Raw genomic sequence first — 21,994 nt, forward strand, 5'->3', positions numbered from 1 at the left:
CGGCGTGCAGCCGCGATGGTAGCCCAGCCGGGGTGGCCGCGATGCGGCCGGGGCTCAGCCCTTTTTCTTCTTGGTCAGCGCGATCACATCGCCGAGCAACTGCAACTGCTCGGTGCTGGAGGGCAGCTCGCGTTCGAGCTTCTCGATCTCCTCGCGGAAATCGGCCACGTCTTCGAAGCTGCGGTACACCGAGGCAAAGCGCACGTAACCCACATGGTCCAGCTTGCGCAGTTCGTTCATCACGAACTCGCCGACCTTGATCGAGGGGATTTCGCGTTCGCCACAGATGCGCGCCTGCTGCATCACCGCGCGCACCGCCAGCTCGATCTTGTCTTCAGGCACCGGACGCTTCTGCAGCGCGCGATCAAAGCCGCTGCGGACCTTGCGCGCATCGAAGGCCTCGCGGCTGCCGTCGCTTTTGACGATCGCCGGCAGTTTCAGTTCGATGGTTTCCAGGGTGCTGAAGCGCTCGTTGCAGGCCTCGCACTCGCGGCGACGCCGGATCGTCGCGCCGTCTTCAGAGACGCGCGAATCGATCACACGGGTATCGGCATGCTGGCAGAACGGACAGTACATGGAACGCCTTGCATCGGGAAAACGTCATGCCGCGGTCACGGCAGCGTCGCAACGGTACCTGAGAGAGACAGGCAACAGCAAATGGCAGGGGGCAGAGGCCAGCCCAGCCTAGGCCGGCTGCCAGCGCAGCCACAGCAGGTGCGCCGCGCAGGAGAGCATCGGCGGCCCGGCCAGCAGCAGAACCAGTGCCATCGGACTCGCGGCGGCCTGCCAGAATGCCATGCCGACCACCGCCAGGGCGGCAAGGACGCCAAGGCCCAATGCAGCCCACGGCCAAGGCCCGGCATCGCGCAGGCCGGTGCGTCCCTTTCGGAGATAGCGGCCACTCAACCACAGCCAGCCCACGATCCCGATCAGGCCGGCCACCCCCCAGCCGCCGATCACCAGGCGCGAGGCCCGGTCCAGATAGGCCGGCTCGACGAACGCGACCCAGACCCCAATGGCGGCGAAGGTGCCACCGCCAGCCATCCCCACGATGCCGCAGACCAGGGCCAGCACGGCGTAGATACGCCGTTGCCGGCCCTCGTCCATGTCAACCGTAGACCGGGTACTTGCGGCACTGCGCGCTGACCGCATCGCGCACGCGGGCGATCACGGCCTCGTCAGCCGGGGCATCGAGCACGTCGGCGATCCAGTTGGCCAGGTCCACGCAGTCCTGTTCCACGTAACCGCGCGTGGTGACCGCCGGGGTGCCCAGGCGCAGGCCCGAGGTCACGAACGGCGAACGCGGGTCGTTGGGCACCGAGTTCTTGTTGACGGTGATGTGGGCCAGGCCGAGCGCGGCTTCGGCATCCTTGCCCGAGACATCCTTGCCGATCATGTCGACCAGCATCAGGTGGTTCTGGGTGCCGCCGGACACGATCTTGTAGCCACGCGCGATCAGCGTGTTGGCCATCGCCTGGGCGTTCTTGACCACCTGCTGCTGGTAGGCCTTGAAGCCCGGCTCCAGCGCTTCCTTGAAGGCCACGGCCTTGCCGGCGATGACGTGCATCAGCGGACCGCCCTGGATGCCCGGGAACACGATGGACTGCAGTTTCTTCTGCAGTTCTTCGCTGGCGCCCTTGGCGATGATGATGCCGCCACGCGGGCCGCGCAGGGTCTTGTGGGTGGTCGAGGTGACCACGTGGGCGTGCGGCAGCGGGCTCGGGTAGACGCCGGCGGCGACCAGGCCGGCCACGTGCGCCATGTCCACGAACAGGTAGGCACCGACCTTGTCGGCAATGGCGCGGAAGCGTGCCCAGTCCACCACCTGCGAGTAGGCCGAGAAGCCGGCCACGACCATCTTCGGCTTGTGCTCCAGGGCCAGGCGCTCGACCTCGTCATAGTCGATCAGGCCGGCTTCGTCGACCCCGTACTGGATGGCGTTGAACAGCTTGCCCGAGGCATTGACCTTGGCACCGTGGGTCAGGTGACCGCCGTGGGCCAGGCTCATGCCCAGGATGGTGTCACCCGGCTGCAGCAGCGCGAAGTACACCGCCTGGTTGGCCTGCGAACCGCTGTGCGGCTGCACGTTGGCGTAGTCGGCGTCGAACAGCTGCTTGAGGCGGTCGATCGCCAGCTGTTCGGCGATGTCCACGTATTCGCAGCCACCGTAGTAGCGCTTGCCCGGATAGCCTTCGGCGTACTTGTTGGTCAGCTGGCTGCCCTGGGCCTCCATCACGGCCGGGCTGGTGTAGTTCTCGCTGGCGATCAGCTCGACATGGTCTTCCTGGCGCTGGGTTTCGGCGGCGATGGCCTTGGCCAGTTCGGGATCGTAGGTTTCGATGCGGACGTCACGCGGGAACATCGGTTACTCCAGGCAGGCAGAGGGGGTACAGCGCGAGCCTTGGATTGTAGTCCCCGGGCGCGGGGCTGACCAATTGTGCCGCCGATCGCCGGCACCACCGCATGCTGCCCAGGGCGCCAGCCGCAGCGGCCCGCCGTGGAAACCAGAACGGCGCCCCGAAGGACGCCGTCCGTGTGAGGTACCGCCGCGATTGGACCCGGTCTTACCGGTTGTTGATCACGTAGTCGGCAATGATCCCGGTGGCGATGGCGACCAGCAGCAGGTTGCCGCGGTCGTCCCGGATCCAGTGATGGTCGCGCGGCGGGCGGCGCACCGAGTAGCGGCTGTAATCGTTGACCACATAGACCGGGCCACCGTAGTACTCACGGTAGCGGTGGCCGCGGGCCCAGCCGTAGGAGCCATAGCCCGGCGCCGGGCGATAGACCACCCGCGGCGGCGGCGGGCCCGGGCGGTAGTAGCCGCGGTTGTCATAGCGGCGGTCGTAACGGCGGTCGTGGCGGACTTCGCGACGGTCATGACGATCGTGCCGGTCATGGCGATCGTGGCGGTTGTCACGGCGGTCATCACGCCACTCGCGGCGGTCGTGACCGCGCCACGGTGGTCATCGGCAAAGGCCGGGGCCACGGTGCCCAAGGCCAGCAGCGAGGCAACGGCCCCGACCACAAATCGATTCATGCGCATGATTGGCCTCGCTTGTTGGGTTGATGGCTCCATCATGCGCACCCCATCTGAACGGTCTCCGGCTGGAAACGGTTTCCAATTCAAGGGCTTTGACCCCGCATTCAGGCGGCGGCAAGCCCCGGCGCCCTTGGCTCCCGGCGGCATTGATCGCTTCCGGCTATAATCGGGGCATCCTTTTCTTCCTCTGTTCCTGTTCCGTCCGGAACGGGCGCAGGGTTGCGCCTTCGGAGAGCTCATGTCCTCGCAATACATCTACACCATGAACCGCGTCAGCAAGGTGGTCCCGCCCAAGCGGCAGATCATCAAGGACATCTCGCTGTCGTTCTTCCCGGGTGCCAAGATCGGCCTGCTGGGCCTGAACGGTGCCGGCAAGTCCACGGTGCTCAAGATCATGGCCGGCGTGGACACCGATTTCGAGGGCGAAGCCCGCCCGCAGCCCGGCATCAAGGTCGGCTACCTGGCCCAGGAACCGGAGCTGGACCCGACCAAGACCGTGCGTGAAGCGGTCGAGGAAGGCGTCGGCGAAGTGCTGCAGGCCCAGGCCCAGCTGGACGCGGTCTACCTGGCCTATGCCGAGGAAGGCGCCGACTTCGACAAGCTGGCCAAGGAACAGGAGCGCCTGGAGGCGATCCTCGCCGCCGGCGATGCGCACACCCTGGAAAACCAGCTGGACGTGGCCGCCGATGCGCTGCGCCTGCCGCCGTGGGATGCGGTGATCGGCAAGCTCTCCGGTGGTGAAAAGCGCCGCGTGGCACTGTGCCGCCTGCTGCTGCAGAAGCCGGACATGCTGCTGCTCGACGAACCGACCAACCATCTGGACGCCGAGTCCGTCGAGTGGCTGGAACAGTTCCTGGCGCGCTACACCGGCACCGTCGTGGCGGTCACCCATGATCGCTACTTCCTGGACAACGCCGCCGAGTGGATCCTGGAACTGGATCGCGGCCGCGGCATTCCGTGGAAGGGCAACTACACCGATTGGCTGATGCAGAAGGACGAGCGCCTGAAGCAGGAAGACAACCAGGAAAAATCCCGCCAGAAGGCGATCCAGAAGGAACTGGAGTGGTCGCGCCAGAACGCCAAGGGCGGCCGCACCAAGGGCAAGGCCCGTCTGGCCCGCCTGGAAGAACTGCAGTCGGTGGATTACCAGAAGCGCAACGAGACCAATGAAATCTTCATCCCGCCGGGCGAGCGCCTGGGCAACTCGGTGATGGAGTTCAAGAACGTCTCCAAGAAGTTCGGCGACCGCCTGCTGTTCGACGAACTGAGCTTCCTGGTGCCGGCCGGTGCGATCGTGGGCATCATCGGCCCCAACGGTGCCGGTAAGTCGACCCTGTTCAAGATGATCACCGGCCAGGAAAAGCCGGATTCTGGCGAAATCACCGTCGGCCCGACCGTCAAGCTGTCCTACGTGGACCAGAGCCGCGACGCGCTGGAAGGCAACCACAACGTCTTCCAGGAAATCGCCGGCGGCCTGGACATCCTCAACATCAACGGCATCGAGATCCAGTCGCGCGCCTATATCGGCCGCTTCAACTTCAAGGGCCAGGATCAGCAGAAGCTGGTTGGTTCGCTGTCCGGTGGTGAGCGTGGCCGCCTGCACATGGCCAAGACCCTGCTGCAGGGTGGCAACGTGCTGCTGCTCGATGAACCGTCCAACGATCTGGACATCGAAACCCTGCGTGCGCTGGAAGATGCGCTGCTGGAGTTCCCGGGCAACACCTTCGTGATTTCGCATGACCGCTGGTTCCTGGATCGCATCGCGACCCACATCCTGGCGTTCGAAGGCGATTCGCACGTGGAGTTCTTCCAGGGCAACTACCGCGAGTACGAAGAAGACAAGCGCCGCCGCATGGGCGACGACGCTGCGCCGAAGCGCCTGCGCTTCAAGGCGCTGAAATAAGGCAACCGGAAAGGCCGCGCTCGCGCGGCCTTTCTCATTTCGGTAGGTCACCACCGTTGGTGGTGATGCTTTGAAGCGTACCGACCAACGGTCGGTACCCACCACCAACGGTTTGAGATTTCGCGATGTCCCTCCCCGAACGCCTGTTCCAGCTGCAGCAGCACGGCACCTCCGTGCGTACCGAACTGCTGGCCGGCCTGACCACGTTCCTGACGATGTCCTACATCGTCTTCGTCAACCCGGACATCCTGGCCACCACCGGCATGGACCCGGGCGCGGTGTTCGTCGCCACCTGCCTGGCCGCCGCGCTGGGCTCGCTGGTGATGGCGTTCGCGGCCAACTTCCCGGTCGGCATGGCCCCGGGCATGGGCTTGAATGCGTTCTTCGCCTTCACCGTGGTGGGCGCGGCCGGCCTGCCGTGGCAGCAGGCGCTGGCGGCGGTGTTCATCTCCGGCCTGGTCTTTCTGGTGCTGTCACTGACCGGCGTACGCGCCTGGCTGGTGGCGGGTATCCCCGCTTCGCTGCGCGCGGCGATCGTGGCCGGCATCGGCCTGTTCCTGGCGATCATCGCGCTGCAGAAATCCGGCGTGATCATCGCCAACACCGACACCCTGGTCGCACTCGGGCCGCTCAACACCGCCCCGCCGCTGCTGGCCCTGGCCGGCTTCCTGCTGATCGCGATCCTGGAGGCACGCAAGGTGCGCGGCGCGATCCTGATCGGCATCCTGGCGGTGACCGGGGCGGCCTGGCTGCTCGGAGAGGTGCAGTTCCATGGCCTGATCTCGCTGCCGCCGAGCCTGGCGCCGACGTTCCTGCAGCTGGACCTGCCGGGCCTGCTGCACCACGACGGTGGCGCGCCGATCGCGGTGCTGCTGCAGGTGGTGCTGGTGTTCGTGCTGGTGGAAGTGTTCGATGCCACCGGCACGCTGTACGGCGTGGTCGGGCGTGCGGGCCTGTTGAAACTGCCCGGCGCGCAGAAGCGGTTCGGCCGTGCCTTGTTGGCCGACAGCACCGCGATCGTGGCCGGTTCGCTGCTCGGGACCAGCAGCACCACCGCCTTCGCTGAAAGCGCCTCGGGCGTGCAGGCCGGTGGCCGTACTGGTCTGACCGCGCTGGTGGTGGCGGCATTGTTCCTGGCGGCGCTGCTGTTCTCGCCCCTGGCGGCGATGGTGCCCGGCTATGCCACCGCCCCTGCCCTGCTGTTCGTGGCCGGGTTGATGCTGCGCGAGCTGGTCGATGTGGACTGGGGCGACCTGACCGAATCGGTGCCGGCCGCGCTGTGCGCGCTGGCGATGCCGTTCACCTACTCCATTGCCAACGGCCTGGCCTTCGGCTTCATCGCCTATGCGGTGCTCAAGGCCGGCACCGGGCGCTGGCGCGACGTGCATCCGGCGGTGTGGCTGGTGGCCGGGTTGTTCGTGCTGCGCTACGCGCTGGAGTGATCGACGGGCACCGGCCGTGTGCCGGTGCTGGTGCTGGTCAGGCCCAGGCTGGGCGCAGTTGGCCGTCGGCGGCAAAGCGATAGCGGCCTTCGTACCAGCCCAGGGCAAACAGACTGAGCACCTGCTCGTAATAGCGCGGCGGCGCGGCGCGCTGCTGCTCCGGTGTCGGCAGCGCAGCGACCATTGCCTTGGTGCGTTCGGCCTCGCCCTGCGCCTGCAGGTACGGCACCAGGGCCGCCTGGAAACCGTAGTTGCCGGTGCCTTCGCGTATGCCGGTGAGCGTGTTGACCTTCTCCGGCATCGGCTGGCCCTCGCGCAGGGTGCTCAGCGGGCCGTGCAGTGCATCCAGAACCGAGCGGAAACTGGGATCGTTCACGGCGGTCATGCCTGCCCACAGATAACAGCGGATGGCGTCGTAACTGCCGAGCGGACCCTTGTCCGGATCAGCGATGAAGCCGCCGTCGCGCCACGCGGTCCAGTCCGGCGCAAAGCCGTGGGGTGCGGTATCGCGCAGCAGGCGAACGCCGTTGCCGATCACGGTGGTCCACGGCCCGCTCGGATCAAGCGCGGCGAAGCGGCGCAGCAGCGGCAACGGCAGGTAGCTGGGGTTGAACCGCCACGTGTCTTCCGTCGCAAATCCTTTGGGCCCAGGCATCAACATCGTGCCCAGGCCCGGCACATCGACCAGCTCCTGCACCTGGATCGCCGCCAGCATCGCCTCGGCGGTCTGCCGCAGCGCCGGCCGTTTCCACAACCGCGCTGCCTCGTGCAGGGTATAGGCCAGCCAGACATCCGAGTCGCTGGCGGGATTGTCGTCGAGCACCTTCCATGCATTGGCCGTGGTGTCGCGCCCCCATAGCCAGGCCGGCAGGCGCTGGGCCATGCTGCCGCCGGCGAGGTTGTCCTCCGTCCAGCGCAGCAGGCGATCGAACAGCGGCTGGTCGTTGTCCACCAGCGCGAAAAACAGCGCGTAGGACTGGCCTTCGGAGGTCGAACGCTGGTCGGCGTTGTTGTGGTCGACCATGCGCCCGTCCGGGGTCACGCTGGAGGCACGCATCACCTGCCAGGCCGTCCACGGGCCAGGCCCGCGCGCCGGGCCGTTGGCCGAGCAGGCCAGCAGCGGAGTAACGGCCAGCGCCTGCAGCAGACGGCGGCGCATCCGATGGAACGATGGGGACTCAGTCACGGACATCAGCCTCTTCGCAGCAGGAACCTGGCAAGCCTGCGGGACGCCCGCGGCCAGGTAAAGCCTGGCAGCGGGCCGGTCATCAACGCATGACGGTAATCATTCACCCGACGCGTACGGCGAGCGCAGCGGCTGCGGCTGCTTGCCCAGCCCGGCGCCGAGGCGGTCGAGCAGGAAGCGCAGGTACAGGCTGGTGCCGAACTGCCGGTAGTCACGCGCGTTGTTGAACTCCATGCGCCCGCCCAGGAACAGCTGCGAAGACAGCTGCCATTCGGCGGCGGCGCTGAGGTTGTAGGACACGCCGGTCTTGGTCTGGCCGGTATAGACCGGGTCCACGTACTCGGTGGTCAGTCCCAGCAACGCGGCCATCGAGGCGGCCTCGTAGGCAGCCTGCTGCATCGCCGGATCGGTCGGGAAGTACGGCGCGGCGTCTTCCTTGAAGTGCTGTACGCCGACGCTGGTATCCAGCTGCCACGCCACGCGGCCGCTGGAAGTACGCCCGTTCCAGTGCACCGGGAAGCCGACATCCAGATAGCGCTGCGGACTGAAGTAACCGCCATGTCCGTAGGTGAAGCCGCTGAGGTTGCGGTCGTACTGCATCGCGGTCAGGTTGAGGCCGGCGGTCAGCGACTGGTTGTCGGTCTCCAGGGCGTGCACGTAGACGCCCACGCCGACTTCCTGGCGATCGTTGTCGGCCACGTTCTCGCCTTCCAGGCGATGCCAGGACGCGCTGGCGTAGCCGCCCAACTGACCGTTGTCGACGGTCGCGGTGAGCTTGGCGCCGCTCGCGGTCACCCCGCCCCAGCGCAGCCCGTTGCGCCCGTCTTCCACGCCGGCGAAGGACAGCAGGCTGTCGGTCACCGCGCGGCGCGAGGCTTCGCCGGACCAGGTCAGCGCATCGCCGATCTGACCGCGGTAGCCGATGCCGCCGACGATCTGCGTGTCATCGAAGCCGAGCGGCGTGCTGCCGACATCGGCGCGGAAGCCACCCCGCTCATAGCCCACCGAGACACCGGCGCCGCTGGCATCCTGGGAACTCATGCGGCGCGCGCCGGCGGCATTGGCCACCATCGCGTACAAAGTGTCCTGGAACGCCTGCGGTGTCTGTGAGCCACCGCCGCCCTGGGCCAGCGTCTTGAGCTGGGCCTGCTCGGCCGCGCTCAGCCCGCGCACCAGGCCGGCATTGCCCAGCACCTGGGTGGCGATGTCGCTGATCGAGGTATTGGCCAGATCACGGCTGAGGATGTAACTCGGCAGCGGATCGGCGAACAGCAGCGCACGTGCGGCAGCGGCCCGTTCGGCCTGGGTGAGCGAACCGTCGGTCTGGTTGAACAGTTCCTGGTAACGACCGTTGTCCAGCGCGCGGTCGTAGATCAGATTGCGGGTCGCGTTGCTCTCGCCACGGGTCAGCAGCGTCTGGTACAGCGACGAGCCGACCAAGTCATCGACCGGTGTGCGGTCAGCGGCCAGTGCACCGGCCAAAGCGGCCTGCGGGCCACCGCCGAAGCGGCTGGCACTGGTGTATTCCGGATCGGGGCGCCCGGCATCGAGCACGGTCGGGGTGATTGCCACCTTGAGCTTGCCATCGCCGACCGCGAACTGCCCTTCCAGCGGCACCTGCAGGTCATCGAGCTGGCCCATGCCGGCTTCGCCAGCGCGGGTGCGATACGCCGCGCCGACCGCCAGGCTGCTGCTGTTCTCGGCCTTGAGCGCGCGCAGTTCGTCGAGCACGCCGTTGCCGGTGGTGGCTGGCGGCAGCGGACCAAGCGCGGTATTGCGCGAGGCGCGCGGCGCACTCGCCTGGCTGGGCACCTGGCGCGAGCCGGGCACCGGCAACGGCAGGGCGACACCGCCGCTGGCCGCAGCCGTGGCCATGACCGGTTCCGGCAGGCCATCGGCATCGATTACCGGGGTGACGCTTGCCGGGCCCAGGCTCATGCCCATCGCCGGGCCGGCGTCCATCGGCAGGGGTTGGGCAGCCAGGCGGGCAGTCGCGGCCGGCAGTGGCAGACCACCATCGCGCAGCGCTGCGTTACGGGTGCCACCGCCACGGTTGAGACCGGCGAACGGATTGAAGCTGCCACCGCTGGCCAGCATCGCGGTGCTGGCCTGCGGGTAGCCATTGTCGAGTTGGCCGCTGCCCTTCGCGGCGGCGGCCAGCGACGCGCGGAAGTAGCTTTCGGCGCGGCGGTTCTTGCCGGCCGCGCGATACACGCGCCCTGCCGCCGCCAACACATCCGGCGATTCCGGGGCCTGCTTCAGCGCGCGCTCCAGATACTGTTCGGCCAGATCCATGTCACGCATCGCCGCGGCACTGCCCGCGGCGGCAACCATTGCATCCAGATCGCCCGGTGCCAACTGCAGCTGCTGCTGGTACAGCGCCAGGGCCTGGCCGTTGTCGCCCGCGGCGGCATACAGCCGTGCCAGCGCGGCGATGTTGCGCGGGTCCTGCGGGCGCTCGGCCAATGCCGGGGCCAACACCGCGTATGCGCCTTCAAGATTGCCAAGCTCCCGCAGGGCATCGACCTGGCGCAGCACGTAACCGCTGCGCAGATCGTTCAAGCGGGTCTGCTGGCTGGCCGAGAGCGGCACGTCGGCGAGCTGGCGCAGGATCGCGGCGACCTCGCCATCGCGACCGGCGCGCAGCAGCACCGAGGCATATTCCAGGCGGTTGTCGACGCTGGGCGAACCGCCTTCGATCAGGCGCTGCGCGAGCACGAGGGCGCGCTGCTGGCTGCCGATGTCGGCGTAGGCACCGGCCAACGCGGCCACGATGGCCGGGTTCTTGACCCGGTCGCCGAGTGCGGCTTCGGCGCGGGCCAGCAACAGCTGCGCTTCGCCGCTGCGCTGGCGCTGCATGAGCGAGCGCGCCTGGGCGGCCTGCACCTGCACCCACGCGGTGTCGTGCAACGCGGTCATTTCCGAATCACGCGACGCGGTGGGAATGCGTTCCAGCAACGCATACGCGCGCGGCCAGTCGCTGTTCTCCTGAGCGAACAGGGCCTGCGCATACAGCGAGGTCGCCGAGCTGTCGTCCAGCGCGCGCAGCCCTTCGATGACACCGTTGGCCTGGTCCGGACGACCCGCGCGCGTGTACAGGCGCGCCAGTTCCAACCGCAGCCATGGGTCACGCGGCTGCACCAGCAATGCATCTTCCAGCTCGATCTGCGCCATTTCGATGCTGCCCTCGGCCAGCGCCTGCTGCGCGCGGGCACGCGCCAGGTTGGCACGCAGCACCGACTGGCCACCGGCACTTTCCTGCTGGGCCGGGGTCAGCCGGTCGAACAGGGCGGCCGCTTCATCGGCGCGGCCAAGACGACCAAGCAGGCCGACCAGGCCCTGCAGCGCACCGGCATTGCCGGCATCCAGTTCCAGTGCCTTGCGGTAGCTGCGTTCGGCCGCGGCCGGATCGCTCCCGCTCTGCAGGTCGGCCAGCGCGACGTAACCCGCAGGCTCCTTCGGCTGCAGCGCGATGACCTGCTGCACCCGGGCGATGGCATCGCCGCTGGGCTGGCGACGCACCTCCTGCAGGGTCAGCCAGTAGCGCGCGGCATCGGCCGCGCTGCGCCATTTGCCGTTGATCGCAGCCGCCGGGCGCAGCAGTTCATTGGCTTCGCCGAAGCGCTCCTGGCGCAGACGCACAGAGCCCAGGCCACCGAGTGCCTCGGCATCGCGCGGACGCGCGCGCAGCACCTGGGCGAAACGGGCTTCGGCCTGGGCCAGGTTGTTGCTGTCCAGGGCACGGAAGCCCTCGCCCAGCAGCCGCTGGTTCGGGTCCTGCGGCACCGGGCGGTTGGCGATGGCCTGTTCACGCAGCTGCGCCTGCTTGGCCGCCACCTCGCGATCATTCGGCACCACGTCCAGGAAGGCCTGGTACAGCGGTGCATCGGCGGTGGTGGCGTTGAGCCACAGCAGCGCCTGGCGCCAGGCCGCACGCGCGGGGCCGGCGGTATCGGTGGCCTGGCTGAGCGTACGCAGCTGGGCGATGCCCTCGCGGCGGGTGGGCTCGCGGTAGGTCAGCACCTGGGCCAGCGCCAACTTGGCCGGGTTGTTGTTGCCGGTGGCGATGCGGCGCAGGCCATCGCGCGCGCGCGTCCAGCCTTCCGGCGTACCGGCCAGCACCTGGTAGTACTCCAGCGCCAGATCATTGGGCGGACCGCCTGCGCCGAAGGCCTCGTCATAGGCACGTACCGCTTCGACATAGCGACCGGCCGCCGCCGCGCGACGCGCGGTCTGCAGCTGGTTCCCCCCACCGCCACCGCCGAGCGCCATGCGCAGGCGCGTGGTCTGCGCCGAGGACGGATGACGCGCCTGCAGCTGCTGCAGTCGCTTCTGCGCCTCGGCACGGCGGCCCTGGTTGAGGTCGATCAGGCCCAGGCCGAGCAGTGCATCGGCCTGGTTGGGATCGGTGGCCAGCAGCTTGCGCCAGGCATCGGCGGCCAGATCCTCGCGGCCCTGGTCCTGCCAGTAGTTGCCTTGGCTGACCAGTTGCTGCGTCGACGACGCGTTCTGCGCGAAGGCCGGCACGGTCAGCACGCACAGGCCAACCAGGCAAAGAGGTGTCAGGGTCTTGCGGAACATGGCGAACTCCACGCGGGCAGCAGTCGCCCATCGGCAGAAAAACGGTAGCGGCGATCCATCCAGCCCTTGCCGAACAGCACCAGGGCACGATCGTAATAGTTGAGGGTGCCGGCGGCGGGAATCCGCGCCAGCTGCGCTTTGGCCAATGCGGGCTGGCCAAGTGCACTGAGATACGGCAGCAGGGCGGCGGCAAAGCCCGTTGACGGCGTACCGGTGCCCACCCCAAGCCGTGTGTCGATCTTTTCGGCAAAGCCGCTCTGCGCGCGCAACATCGATGCCGGCCCAGACAGGCCATCAAGCAAGGTGCGCCGCAACGGATCGGCCGGATCGGTCATGCCTGCCCACAGATAGCAGCGGATCGCGTCGTAGCTGCCGATCGCGCCCTTGCCCGGGTCGGCTACGAAGGCCTTGCCGTTCCAGGCGATCCAGTCCGGCGCGAATCCGACCGGCGCACTGGCACGCGTCATCGCCACGCTGCGTTCGGCCAGCCGCGCCCACGGGCCACGTGCATCGACGGCGGCAAAACGACGCAGCACGAACAACGGCAGGTAACTCGGGTTGAGCGTCCAGCGGTCGGCCTGCACGAACCCGCGGTTGCCGGGCAGCAGCATCGGGCCGAAGCCGGGCAGCTCGACGACTTCAGCCGTGCGCATCAGCGCCAGCGTCTGCCGGCCGGCTTCGACCAGCCCCGGCCGTTTCCACAAGCGGCCCGCTTCAAGCAGCGCGTAGGCGATCCACAGCTCGCCGTCAGCGGCGGTGTTGGGGTCGAGCACGCGGAACTGGCCATCGGCGGCACGCCCCCACAACCACGCAGGCAGATTGAGGTCGGCACGGCCGCGGCACAGGTGGCGGCGGGTCCAGGCCAGGATACGGTCGAACAGCACTGGATCGTTGTCCACCAGTGCGAAGAACAATCCGTAGGACTGCGATTCGGAGGTGCTGCGCAGGTCGGTATTGAGATGATCGACCACGCGGCCATCCGGCTCGATATGCCGATCGACAAACGCACGCCACTCACGCCACGGCGTACCGCAGGCCTGTGCCAGAACGTCGAGCGGCAGCACGGCGGCAGCACCAGCGGCCGCCATCGCCTGCAGGAAGCGACGGCGCGCAGGCGCCGGCGCGGGGACGGACGGGTCGCGCATGCTCAGCCGGACATCCCGATGCGTGCCCTGGCGTTGCGCTTGAGCAGCCAGCGCGCGATCAGCGCCAACAACAGGCAGGCCAGGCCGACGAGGGCGCCGAGCAGCAGCGGGCTCTGCGAGAAGTACCAGCGCAGCCAGGTCAGCGGCGGCAGGTGGCCGACGTAGTAACTCTGGTTGCCGGCCAGGCTGCGCACCTTGTCCTTCTGCAGCAGCACCACGCTGCCCTGGAAATCGCGCAGGCGGTCCGGATCAAACCATGCTTCGAACAGCCGGTTGACCTGGGCCGGGTCGTCGGCCATCACCGCGATCACACTGCGGCCCTTGCGCAGGGGCGACTCGAAGCCCATCAACACGACGTCGCCGGCATCGGGACGCACGGAGACTTCGGCCGTGGTGGGCAGATCGGTGCGGCGCGCATCCGGCGACAGGAACGAGGGCATGCGTTCAAACACCCAGTCCGAGAGCTGCACGCGGCGCGACTGCCCCGCCTCGCCGATCGGCAGGTGCGCCGCCCATTCGCCGAACAGCGGCTGGCTGCGGCGCGAGCCCAGCACCACCAGGTCCTGGTCGGCGTGCTCGCCGACCTGGCGCGCGGCGATGATGCGGTTGCGCAGCGCCGGGTAGCCGGTCGAGGCACCCATGCGGCCGAGCAGGGTCAGCACATTGCCGACGTCATCGGCGTTGGGGTTGTCCGGCAGTACCAGCACGGTCTCGGACAGATCGGCCAGGCGCGTGAACGGGTAACCGGCGTTGCCAAAGGCGGCCAGGTTGGGCATCGCCATGTAATGGTCGAAACCGCTCAGGTCGATGCTGGTGTCGCCATCGATCGCCGCGGAGACATCCGGGAAGGTGTTCTTGCACTCGGCTGCCTGCGGGCGGTCGAAGAAGAAGTGGAAGCGCAGCTGGCTGTTGGACGAGAACGGGCCGGTCGGCAGCATCACCTTCTGCTGGATCGGCATCGCGCCGGGTGCCTTGAGCTTGTTCCACACCATGTCCGAGACCGAGCGCGGTGCCGGCCGACCGTTCAACGGAAGGGTGGTAACGAAGGCGTCGTTGATGCTGATGTTCAGCGCTGACTTGTCCGCCCCTTCGGGCAGCGTATAGCGGTAACGCAGGTCCAGTGGAATGCCGTCGCGGCGCCACACGAACAGATCCGGCGGCAGCTGCAGGCCGATGCGGATCAGGTCCGGGTGGTAGCCGACGACGTTCAACTCGCTGGTCTGCCGCACCAGTTCGGACACGCGCACGGGCCGGTCGCTGGGAATCCAGTTCGGCGCGTCGTACGGCTTGCGCGGCGCGATCTCCTTGAAGTCCCCGATGCTTGCGGTCGGGCCGGACAGCGGCGCGCCCAAGGTCAACGCGGTGGCGGCGATGCGCAGTTCGGCATCATCGCGACCCAGCACCAGCAGCAGCTTGCCGTTGGCATCGTTGGGGTTGGCGATCACGGCCAGGGTCGGCCCGCTGATGTCGGGCAGCACCAGGCCGGCCGGCGGATTGCGCGGGGTGGCCACGACCACCGCATTGCCTTCCATCGGCACCGTATCGATCGAGGCCGGGAACAGCGCGCCACGGTAACCGGCCAGTGCGCCGAACCACGACGACACGATGCCGGCCGACTGCAGCAGGCCCTGCCCCGGCTGGCCGGTGAACACGAACGGGAGTTCCAGCCGGTTGGTGTCGCGTGCGTCGAAGAACGGCACCGGCAGCAGCGACAGATCATTGGTCAGCTGCAGCGGCGCCCAGCCCAGCTCCAGGTAGCTGGCGCTGTCGATGTTGGCCCACAGGCTGGTGTGATCGGGATCTTCGCACTCGCGTGTGTAGTGGCCGATCAACTGCAGGTTGATGCGGTTGTAGTCGATGATCATGCGCGGGTCGATATCGATATCGCGCTCGATCATCCGGCCGGCCTGGTCCACCGGCGTCGGCAGGGTCGCCACGGTGACGTCATTGACGGTCACCTTCAGGTGCGACAGGTCTGGCAGCAGCGCTGGCGAATAGCTGTATTTCAGATGCAGCGATGCGCGGTCCACCACCTGGTCGTTGCGGATCGAGAACGGCACGCCGGCCGTGCCCTGGATGCCGCGCAGGGTGATCTCATAGTCGATGCCGAGCTGCTTGAGCGTGGAGCGGCTCTGCCGGGTCCCTGCAGCCGGCGTGGCGGGCATCACCGCCGCCGGCGCGGCGTCTGCCGGGGTGGTCGCTGGCAAGGCAGCGGGCGCTGTCGCGGGCACGGGCGGGCTCTGCGCATAGACCGCCCCGCACAGCAGGGTCAGGGTGAACGCCACCGCTGCGGCGGACGGGCGCGGCAGGCGCACCGGGCGGAACAGGGAACGGTGACGACGGGTCATGCGGAATCTCCGGTGCGCGGCGGCGTGGGGGCATCCTTGCGGCCGCCCGCGAAAACGAACTGGCCCAGGCGGTGGAAGCCGCGCATGCTGGCCTTGAGGACGTCAGTGGTGGAACGCAGGAAGGTGTCGCGGTCGTGGCGGCCCCACAGCTTCACCCAGATGTCGGCACGGGCGAAGGTGGACGTGACCAGCCAGCGCTCCTGCTCCAGGCTCAGCTCACCGAACTGGATGCTGATGCCCTGGTCGTCGCGGTCATGCCGCACTTCGGCCGGCAGCCGCTGGCTGCGCTGGCGATGAGCCAGCTCGACCTCCACGCGGGTGCCCGGCTGTACCGGCTGCACCTGGTCCAGGCGGATCGCCATGCCACCGGTGGAGAAGTTCAGCGTGCGGCATGGCAGCGCCTGGCCATCAGGCAGATGCAGCACGGCGCGCATGTTCAGCGGCACGCGGTGCGCGCGGCGGATCTGGCGCTGTTCGCTGGAGGTGGCGATGACCGCGCCAAGCATGATCATGTTGTAGACGGTCCAGCCCAGGTTCAACCAGATCGTATTGACCTCGCCGCTGGTCTCGGCCATCACCATCCGCACGATGCCGGCGATCACGCCGGCCAGGTTCAACAGCAGCAGCAACAGGTACGGGCGGGCGATCTGCGCATCGAAGTAGCTGCGCTGGACCAGGCCGCCCTTGGCGGTGACGTTGAACTTGCCCAGCTTGGGGTTGATCACCGCCATCAGGGTCGGGCGCAGGATGTACCAGGCCAGCGTGGTCTCGTACACCTCGTTCCACAGCAGATGGCGATGCTTGCCCTGCACACGCAGGTTGGTCAGGTTGGCCATCACGATGTGCGGCAGCGCGTAGGCGAGGATCATCAGCGCCGAGGCGTGGATGACATGGGCGCCGAAGAACAGGAAGGCCAGCGGCGCGGTCAGGAAGATGATCCGTGGCAGGCCATAGAAGAAGTGCAGCATCGCGTTGGTGTAGCACAGCCGCTGCACGAAGCTCAGGCCCTTGCCGAACATCGGGTTGTCCACCCGCAGGATCTGCGCCATGCCGCGCGCCCAGCGGATGCGCTGGCCGACGTGCGCCGACAGGCTCTCGGTGGCCAGGCCGGCCGCCTGCGGCACCGGGATGTAGGCGCTGCGGTAGCCGGCACGGTGCAGGCGGATGGCGGTATGCGCATCCTCGGTCACCGTCTCGATCGCCACACCGCCCACTTCCTCCAGCGGAGCACGCTTGATCACGGCGCAGGAGCCGCAGAAGAAGGTCGCATTCCACTGGTCGTTGCCGTCCTGCAGCAGGCCGTAGAACAGCTCGCCTTCGTTGGGCACGCGGCCGAAGTTGCCCAGGTTGCGTTCGAACGGATCGGCCGAGAAGAAGTAGTGCGGGGTCTGCACCACCGCCATCTTCTCGTCGTGCAGGAACCAGCCCATCGACATCTGCAGGAACGAGCGGGTCGGCATGTGGTCGCAGTCGAAGATCGCCACGTACTCGCCACTGGTCTTCTTCAACGCCGCATTGATGTTGCCGGCCTTGGCGTGGTTGTTGTTGGTACGGGTGATGTACTGCACCCCGACTTCTTCGCAGAACGCGCGGAACTCATCGCGGCGGCCGTCATCGAGCAGGTAGATGTTGAGCTTGTCGGCCGGCCAGTCCAGCACGGTCGCGGCGAGCACGGTGGTACGCACCACCGAAAGCGGCTCGTTATAGGTGGGGATCAATACGTCCACGCTCGGCCACAGCGACTGGTCTTCGGGCAGCGGCATCGGCTTGCGGTGCAGTGGCCATGCCACCTGGAAGTAGCCCAGCACCAGCACGATGAAGGAGTACACCTCGGCGGCCACCAGGCCCAGGCCCAGGGTAAGGTCGACGAAGCTGCTCATGCCCATGGTGTCGGTCAGGCGCCAGTACATGTAGCGCGTGGACATCACCAGCGACAGCCCCATCAGCACCAGCGGGATCAACCGGTTCTCGCGGTTGCGCAGGCACAGGGCGATCAGGAACACCACGGCCGAGAACAGGAACTGCTGGCCGATCTCCATCGGGACGGTAACCACAAAGGCCAGCAGCACGGCGCCGCCGACCGCCAGCGCGAGCAGCGCCAGGCGGGCCAGAATGGCATCCCCTCTCGGGGTGGATGACTTGCTCATGATGTTCCCCCAACACGGCCGCAGATCGCGGCATCCCCTTGCATCAGCCGATCCCGTTGCCGCACCCGGCTGGGCGCGACGGACGATCACCGACTACGTTTCAACCCTGGCGCAGACGGCTCAGTGGGCTGTGCCCCGGCGTGGCGCTACGTGCCTCCGCCAGGCGCTGGAACAACTGCTCCAGCGGTGTCTTGCGCCCCGGTGCGGCCGTGGCCGGCGTCTCCACGGTGGTCGCCTGGACCGGCGTGGTCACCGGCGCGAGAGTGACCGCGGGCGGCAGGTTCGTCGCGGCCGGAACCGGCGGCGGCACCTCATCGCGCGGCTTGGCCACCGTGCTCACGCGGGACTGGCTGTGGGAAAAATCCCGGTAAGCACGCGTGTCATCGCGAGCCCCCAGGCGGTTGAAGAGACCAGCCACGTCGTCGTGGCTCTCGGCATCGGCAGGTTGCTGAAACTTGCTCATGGCACCATCGAAAGGGGGAGAGGGTCAGAACACACGCGACAGCGTGTAGGTAGCTACATCGGGATGATCACTCTGCAGATAGCGCACATCCAGCACCGACATCATCCCGGCGGCCCGGAACCACTGGCGGTACACACCTTCCAGAAACCCAGTGTCCCACCCGGCCCGGGCGCCGAGGACGGCTGACAGCGGCGAGGCGGCGTGGTGGATGCGGACCTGTTCGGGGGCTTCCTCGAACACGACCTGCCCCCATTCCGTCGAGGACCACACCGCATTGGCCGCCTGCTGCAGTTCATCCAGTGTGGCGACCGCCGGCAGCGCATGGTCACGGCCGAAGCGCTCACCGATACGCGCCATCAACCGCGACAGTTCGGCATCGGGCAACGCACTGTCGAACTCTTCGCAGAGCGCCAGCAGGAAGCCGCGCCACTGGCGTGAGCACGCGTGGGTCCGGTAGTAATCGAGCAATGCTGATGACTTCATGTGGAAAGCCTAGACGAACCACGATGCAGAGGCGGTATACGGGCAATTACCGGCATCGATGTCGGTCAAAAGTGTGAACTACGCCTCACAATATTGTGGCACATCTGGCTTTCCTGCATAGCGAGCGCCCTGCGTCGCTTCCTGACCCGCCGCGTCACCCGCCACCGCTTCGCTGAACGGATGTGCGTACCGGGCCGCCCCGGCGCCGGAGCCGGACGGCGGCCAAGCGTGCCACCCGTTGCCGGGGTCAGGCCTCGGCCGGCAGCTCGAACACCTGCCGCAGGTAGGCCAGATACCCCGGGTCATCGCACATGCTCTTGCCGGGCGAATCGCTCAGCTTGGCGACCGGCTGGCCGTTGCAGCGGACCATCTTGATCACGATGTTGAGCGGGGTCGGGCCCAGGTCGTTGGTCAGGTGGGTGCCCACCCCGAAGGCCACCTGGCAGCGGCCGCGGAAGTAGTCGAACAGCTGCATGACCTTTTCGATATTCAGCCCGTCGCTGAAGACCAGCACCTTGCTGCGCGGGTCCACGCGGCGGCTGTGGAAGTGCGCCAGCATGCGGTCGCCCCAGGTGAAGGGGTCGCCGGAATCATGCCGGACGCCATCGAACAGCTTGCAGAAATACATGTCGAAGTCGCGCAGGAACGCCTCCAGGCCGACCACATCGGACAGCGCGATGCCCAGGTCACCGCGGTACTCGCGTGCCCACGATTCCAGCGCCGCCACCTGCGAATCGCGCAGCCGCGGGCCAAGCGCCTGGAAGGCCTGCAGGTACTCGTGGGCCATGGTGCCGTGCGGGGTCATGCCGTACAGGCGGGCGAAGTGCACGTTGCTGGTGCCCACGAACTGCGCGCCCAGCGCATCGCGCAGCATCGGCAGCATGCGCCCGTGCCACTCGCGCGAGTAGCGCCGGCGGCTGCCGTAATCGGCGATCCGGCACAGCTCGAAACCGGGCGTATCGCGCAGCAGCGCGGTCTTGGCCTGCAGGCGGCGCTCGCCCTCGCTGAAGTCCGAATCGGTGGTATTGCGGAACCAGACCTCGTTGATGATCGCCAGCAGCGGCACCTCGAACAGGATGGTGTGCAGCCAGGGGCCGGTGATGTCCAGCTCGATCTCACCCGGGACGGTGGCCGAGGGGCGCAGCGCGATGTACTTGCGGTCCAGGTGGAACAGGCCGAGGAAATCGGCGAAGTCCGGTTTGACGAAACGCAGGCCGCGCACGTAGTCCAGCTCTTCGGCACTGAATCGCAGGCTGCACAGGTGGTCGATCTCGGCGTTGATCTGGTCGATGAACTGCGCCAGGTCGATGCCCGGGGTCCGGCACTTGAACCGGTACTGCACCTGCGCGCCGGGGTACTGATGCAGCACCGCCTGCATCATGGTGAATTTGTACAGGTCGGTGTCGAGCAGGGACTGGATGATCATGCTGGGGATTATGCGCCCGCCACCGGGTACGACCAACGGCCGGTGCCCGCAGCGTGGAATGCGTTCACGGCAGGTATCGCCCCGGTGCCGAAGCGAGTGCGCGGGCCTCTACCGGCGGCGGAGCAGACGCGGCACCTGCGCCAGCGCATGCGCCCAGATCGCGCCCCACACGGCACAGCGCACCGGCCAGGCGCGTTGCGGCGCCTCGAATTTCCGGAAGTAGCGCCACAGCCCCCGGTGCTTGTGCCATTCCACGAAGAACGGCCGTGAGCGGCTGGAGACACCGCGTACATGGGTGACCTGCAGGTCGTTGGCGATCGCGATCACCGCGCCGGCCTCGCGTGCGCGCCGGCACAGGTCCAGATCCTCGGCGTGCAGGCGATAGCCCGCATCCCAGCCGCCGATCCGGTCGAACAGCGCGCGCGGCATCAACAGCAGGGCGCCGGACAGGGCCAGCACGACCTGCAGCGGCTGGCTGCGGTCAACCGGGATCGCCAGCTTTCCGCCCTGCCCGGGGTTGCGCAGCATCGCGGCGAAATCCGGGTCACGGCGGCGCACCGCATCGTCGGGGCGGCCGTCTTCGTCGACCTGTTCCACGCCCAGCAGGCAGTCGCCCAGCGGCATCCCGCGTTCGCGCAACAGGGCCAGGGTATCGGGACCGACCATCAGGTCCGGATTGATGAAGGCCAACCACGGTGCCTGGCTGTCGGCCACGCCCTGGTTGTTGGCGGCGGCGAATCCGGGGTTGTCCGGGTTGGCAATGAAGCGCACCCGCGGATCGGCGCTGGCGTGGCGCTGCACGATCTCCAGGGTGCCATCGGTGGAATCGTTGTCGACCACGCGGATCTCGGCGATGTCGCGCGCCTCGCGCAGGCGCAGCAGGCAGGCATCCAGCGTGCTGGCGCTCTGGTAGCTGACGATGATGGCGGCGATGGCAGGACTCAAACGGGCGGCTCCGGGGCGGCAGTGACAGGCGGCGCGAACAGATCGCCCTGCGCCTTGGGCATTATCGCCTGCCGGTGATGCTGCTGCAGATCGTGGCGTGCCTGCTGCAGTGGGTCGGCCATCAGGAAGCCCGCCAACCGCGGCGGCCAACCGGGCCAGCGCGTGGCGAGCGCGTCCATGTCGCCCTCGCCGGTCACGCCTTCGGCCACGCGGGCGACGAAGGCGGTCTCGCACAGCGCGTTGCGCCAGCCAAGCCCGGCCATGCGCAGGCTCAGGTCGATCAGCGCGGCATTCCACGAGGCATAGCTGTGCATGTCCAGCCCGCCGGCCCTGCGCCGCGCATTGCCGCGCAACAGCACTGCATGGGTCACGGCACACGGCAACTCCGGATGCAGCGGCGGCATCGCCGCGCAGGCCTGCGCCAACGGGGCCAGATCCAGGTCACCCGGTAATGGGTTGATTTCCCCCAGGCGCGGCCAGGCCGCCGTCTCGCCGGCGTTGCACCACGGCGTGGCCGAGCCGATCGAGGCATCGCGGGCCAGGCAGGCCTGCAGCTGCTGCAGCCAGCCCGGTGCCGGAATCGCGTCCGGCGCCAGCACCACCACATCGGCCCCGGCGCAGGCAGCCAGCATTTCATCCAGATGGGCCACTTCGCCGATGGCGCGGGCACGGCGGGTGTACTCGGCCTGCAGCGGGGTGTGCGTGAGCCAGTGCTCGATCACGGCCTGGGCCCGCGGCCCGGCCTGGCCATCATCGGCCAGCCAGATGGCGGTCCCCGGCGCGGTACCGGCGTCCAGGGCAGCCAGGCAACGGTCCAGCGCGGCATCGTCGACCCCGATCGGCAGCAGGACGACCGTGCTCATGCGGACCTCTGCGTACTGCCGT

15 protein-coding genes and 1 pseudogene are annotated in these 21,994 nt (G+C 67.9%); 2 read left to right on the top strand and 14 right to left on the bottom strand.

Translation table 11 applies throughout. The annotated features are described in order from the left end of the window. Positions 1-54 precede the first annotated feature (54 nt). The 4 genes and pseudogenes from nrdR to NJD74_RS11250 all read right to left on the bottom strand — a co-directional run bounded on the left by nrdR (position 55) and on the right by NJD74_RS11250 (position 3,043). Complete coding sequence (nrdR, locus tag NJD74_RS11235) at positions 55-576, bottom strand: transcriptional regulator NrdR (protein ID WP_019182518.1); 522 nt, start codon at positions 574-576, stop codon at positions 55-57. 108 nt (positions 577-684) lie between these two features. Beyond that, positions 685-1,107, bottom strand: coding sequence for a hypothetical protein (locus NJD74_RS11240; protein ID WP_102789013.1), 423 nt, complete (start codon positions 1,105-1,107; stop codon positions 685-687). A gap of 1 nt (position 1,108) precedes the next feature. Beyond that, positions 1,109-2,362: a serine hydroxymethyltransferase gene (glyA, locus tag NJD74_RS11245; RefSeq protein ID WP_102789012.1), complete on the bottom strand. Its 1,254-nt coding sequence runs from the start codon at positions 2,360-2,362 to the stop codon at positions 1,109-1,111. Between the two features lie 202 nt (positions 2,363-2,564). After that, a pseudogene (locus NJD74_RS11250) lies at positions 2,565-3,043 on the bottom strand (RcnB family protein). 235 nt (positions 3,044-3,278) lie between these two features. Here NJD74_RS11250 and ettA point away from each other — a divergent pair. Together ettA and NJD74_RS11260 are read left to right on the top strand one after the other, a co-directional pair. Next, positions 3,279-4,943 (top strand): energy-dependent translational throttle protein EttA, encoded by a 1,665-nt coding sequence (ettA, locus tag NJD74_RS11255; protein WP_019182522.1) that lies wholly within the window; start codon positions 3,279-3,281, stop codon positions 4,941-4,943. Between the two features lie 125 nt (positions 4,944-5,068). Beyond that, a complete protein-coding gene (locus tag NJD74_RS11260; protein ID WP_102789010.1) occupies positions 5,069-6,385 on the top strand; it encodes an NCS2 family permease in 1,317 nt (438 codons plus the stop codon). A 37-nt stretch (positions 6,386-6,422) separates the two neighbouring features. On the opposite strand, the gene bcsZ (NJD74_RS11265) is transcribed toward NJD74_RS11260, so the two are convergent. From bcsZ (NJD74_RS11265) to NJD74_RS11310, 10 genes are all read right to left on the bottom strand, one after another. Continuing rightward, a complete protein-coding gene (gene bcsZ / locus NJD74_RS11265; protein ID WP_254427831.1) occupies positions 6,423-7,571 on the bottom strand; it encodes a cellulose synthase complex periplasmic endoglucanase BcsZ in 1,149 nt (382 codons plus the stop codon). Between the two features lie 99 nt (positions 7,572-7,670). Then, positions 7,671-12,152, bottom strand: a complete 4,482-nt coding sequence (locus tag NJD74_RS11270) for a cellulose synthase subunit BcsC-related outer membrane protein (RefSeq protein ID WP_319624204.1) — start codon at positions 12,150-12,152, stop codon at positions 7,671-7,673. Further along, positions 12,134-13,297: a cellulose synthase complex periplasmic endoglucanase BcsZ gene (gene bcsZ / locus NJD74_RS11275; protein ID WP_070471702.1), complete on the bottom strand. Its 1,164-nt coding sequence runs from the start codon at positions 13,295-13,297 to the stop codon at positions 12,134-12,136. The genes NJD74_RS11270 and bcsZ (NJD74_RS11275) overlap by 19 nt, the downstream gene beginning before the upstream one ends. A 2-nt stretch (positions 13,298-13,299) precedes the next feature. Next, a complete protein-coding gene (gene bcsB, locus NJD74_RS11280; protein WP_174704354.1) occupies positions 13,300-15,645 on the bottom strand; it encodes a cellulose biosynthesis cyclic di-GMP-binding regulatory protein BcsB in 2,346 nt (781 codons plus the stop codon). Further along, complete coding sequence (gene bcsA, locus NJD74_RS11285; RefSeq protein ID WP_102789008.1) at positions 15,642-17,792, bottom strand: UDP-forming cellulose synthase catalytic subunit; 2,151 nt, start codon at positions 17,790-17,792, stop codon at positions 15,642-15,644. Before bcsA ends, bcsB begins: the two co-directional genes overlap by 4 nt. 100 nt (positions 17,793-17,892) lie before the next feature. Then, the gene (locus NJD74_RS11290; protein WP_102789007.1) at positions 17,893-18,255 is read right to left on the bottom strand and encodes a hypothetical protein; all 363 of its coding nucleotides are present in this window, start codon (positions 18,253-18,255) and stop codon (positions 17,893-17,895) included. A gap of 24 nt (positions 18,256-18,279) precedes the next feature. Further along, positions 18,280-18,738, bottom strand: coding sequence for a cellulose biosynthesis protein BcsD (bcsD, locus tag NJD74_RS11295; RefSeq protein ID WP_026069674.1), 459 nt, complete (start codon positions 18,736-18,738; stop codon positions 18,280-18,282). 247 nt (positions 18,739-18,985) lie between these two features. Continuing rightward, positions 18,986-20,164 (bottom strand): nicotinate phosphoribosyltransferase, encoded by a 1,179-nt coding sequence (pncB, locus tag NJD74_RS11300; protein WP_070471700.1) that lies wholly within the window; start codon positions 20,162-20,164, stop codon positions 18,986-18,988. Between the two features lie 108 nt (positions 20,165-20,272). Further along, positions 20,273-21,109, bottom strand: a complete 837-nt coding sequence (locus tag NJD74_RS11305) for a glycosyltransferase family 2 protein (RefSeq protein ID WP_102789006.1) — start codon at positions 21,107-21,109, stop codon at positions 20,273-20,275. Beyond that, the gene (locus NJD74_RS11310) at positions 21,106-21,972 is read right to left on the bottom strand and encodes a glycosyltransferase (protein WP_102789005.1); all 867 of its coding nucleotides are present in this window, start codon (positions 21,970-21,972) and stop codon (positions 21,106-21,108) included. The genes NJD74_RS11305 and NJD74_RS11310 overlap by 4 nt, the downstream gene beginning before the upstream one ends. Positions 21,973-21,994 lie beyond the last annotated feature (22 nt).

The sequence above is a fragment of the Stenotrophomonas sp. RG-453 genome (genome assembly GCF_033843685.1).
Lineage (GTDB): Bacteria > Pseudomonadota > Gammaproteobacteria > Xanthomonadales > Xanthomonadaceae > Stenotrophomonas > Stenotrophomonas bentonitica_A.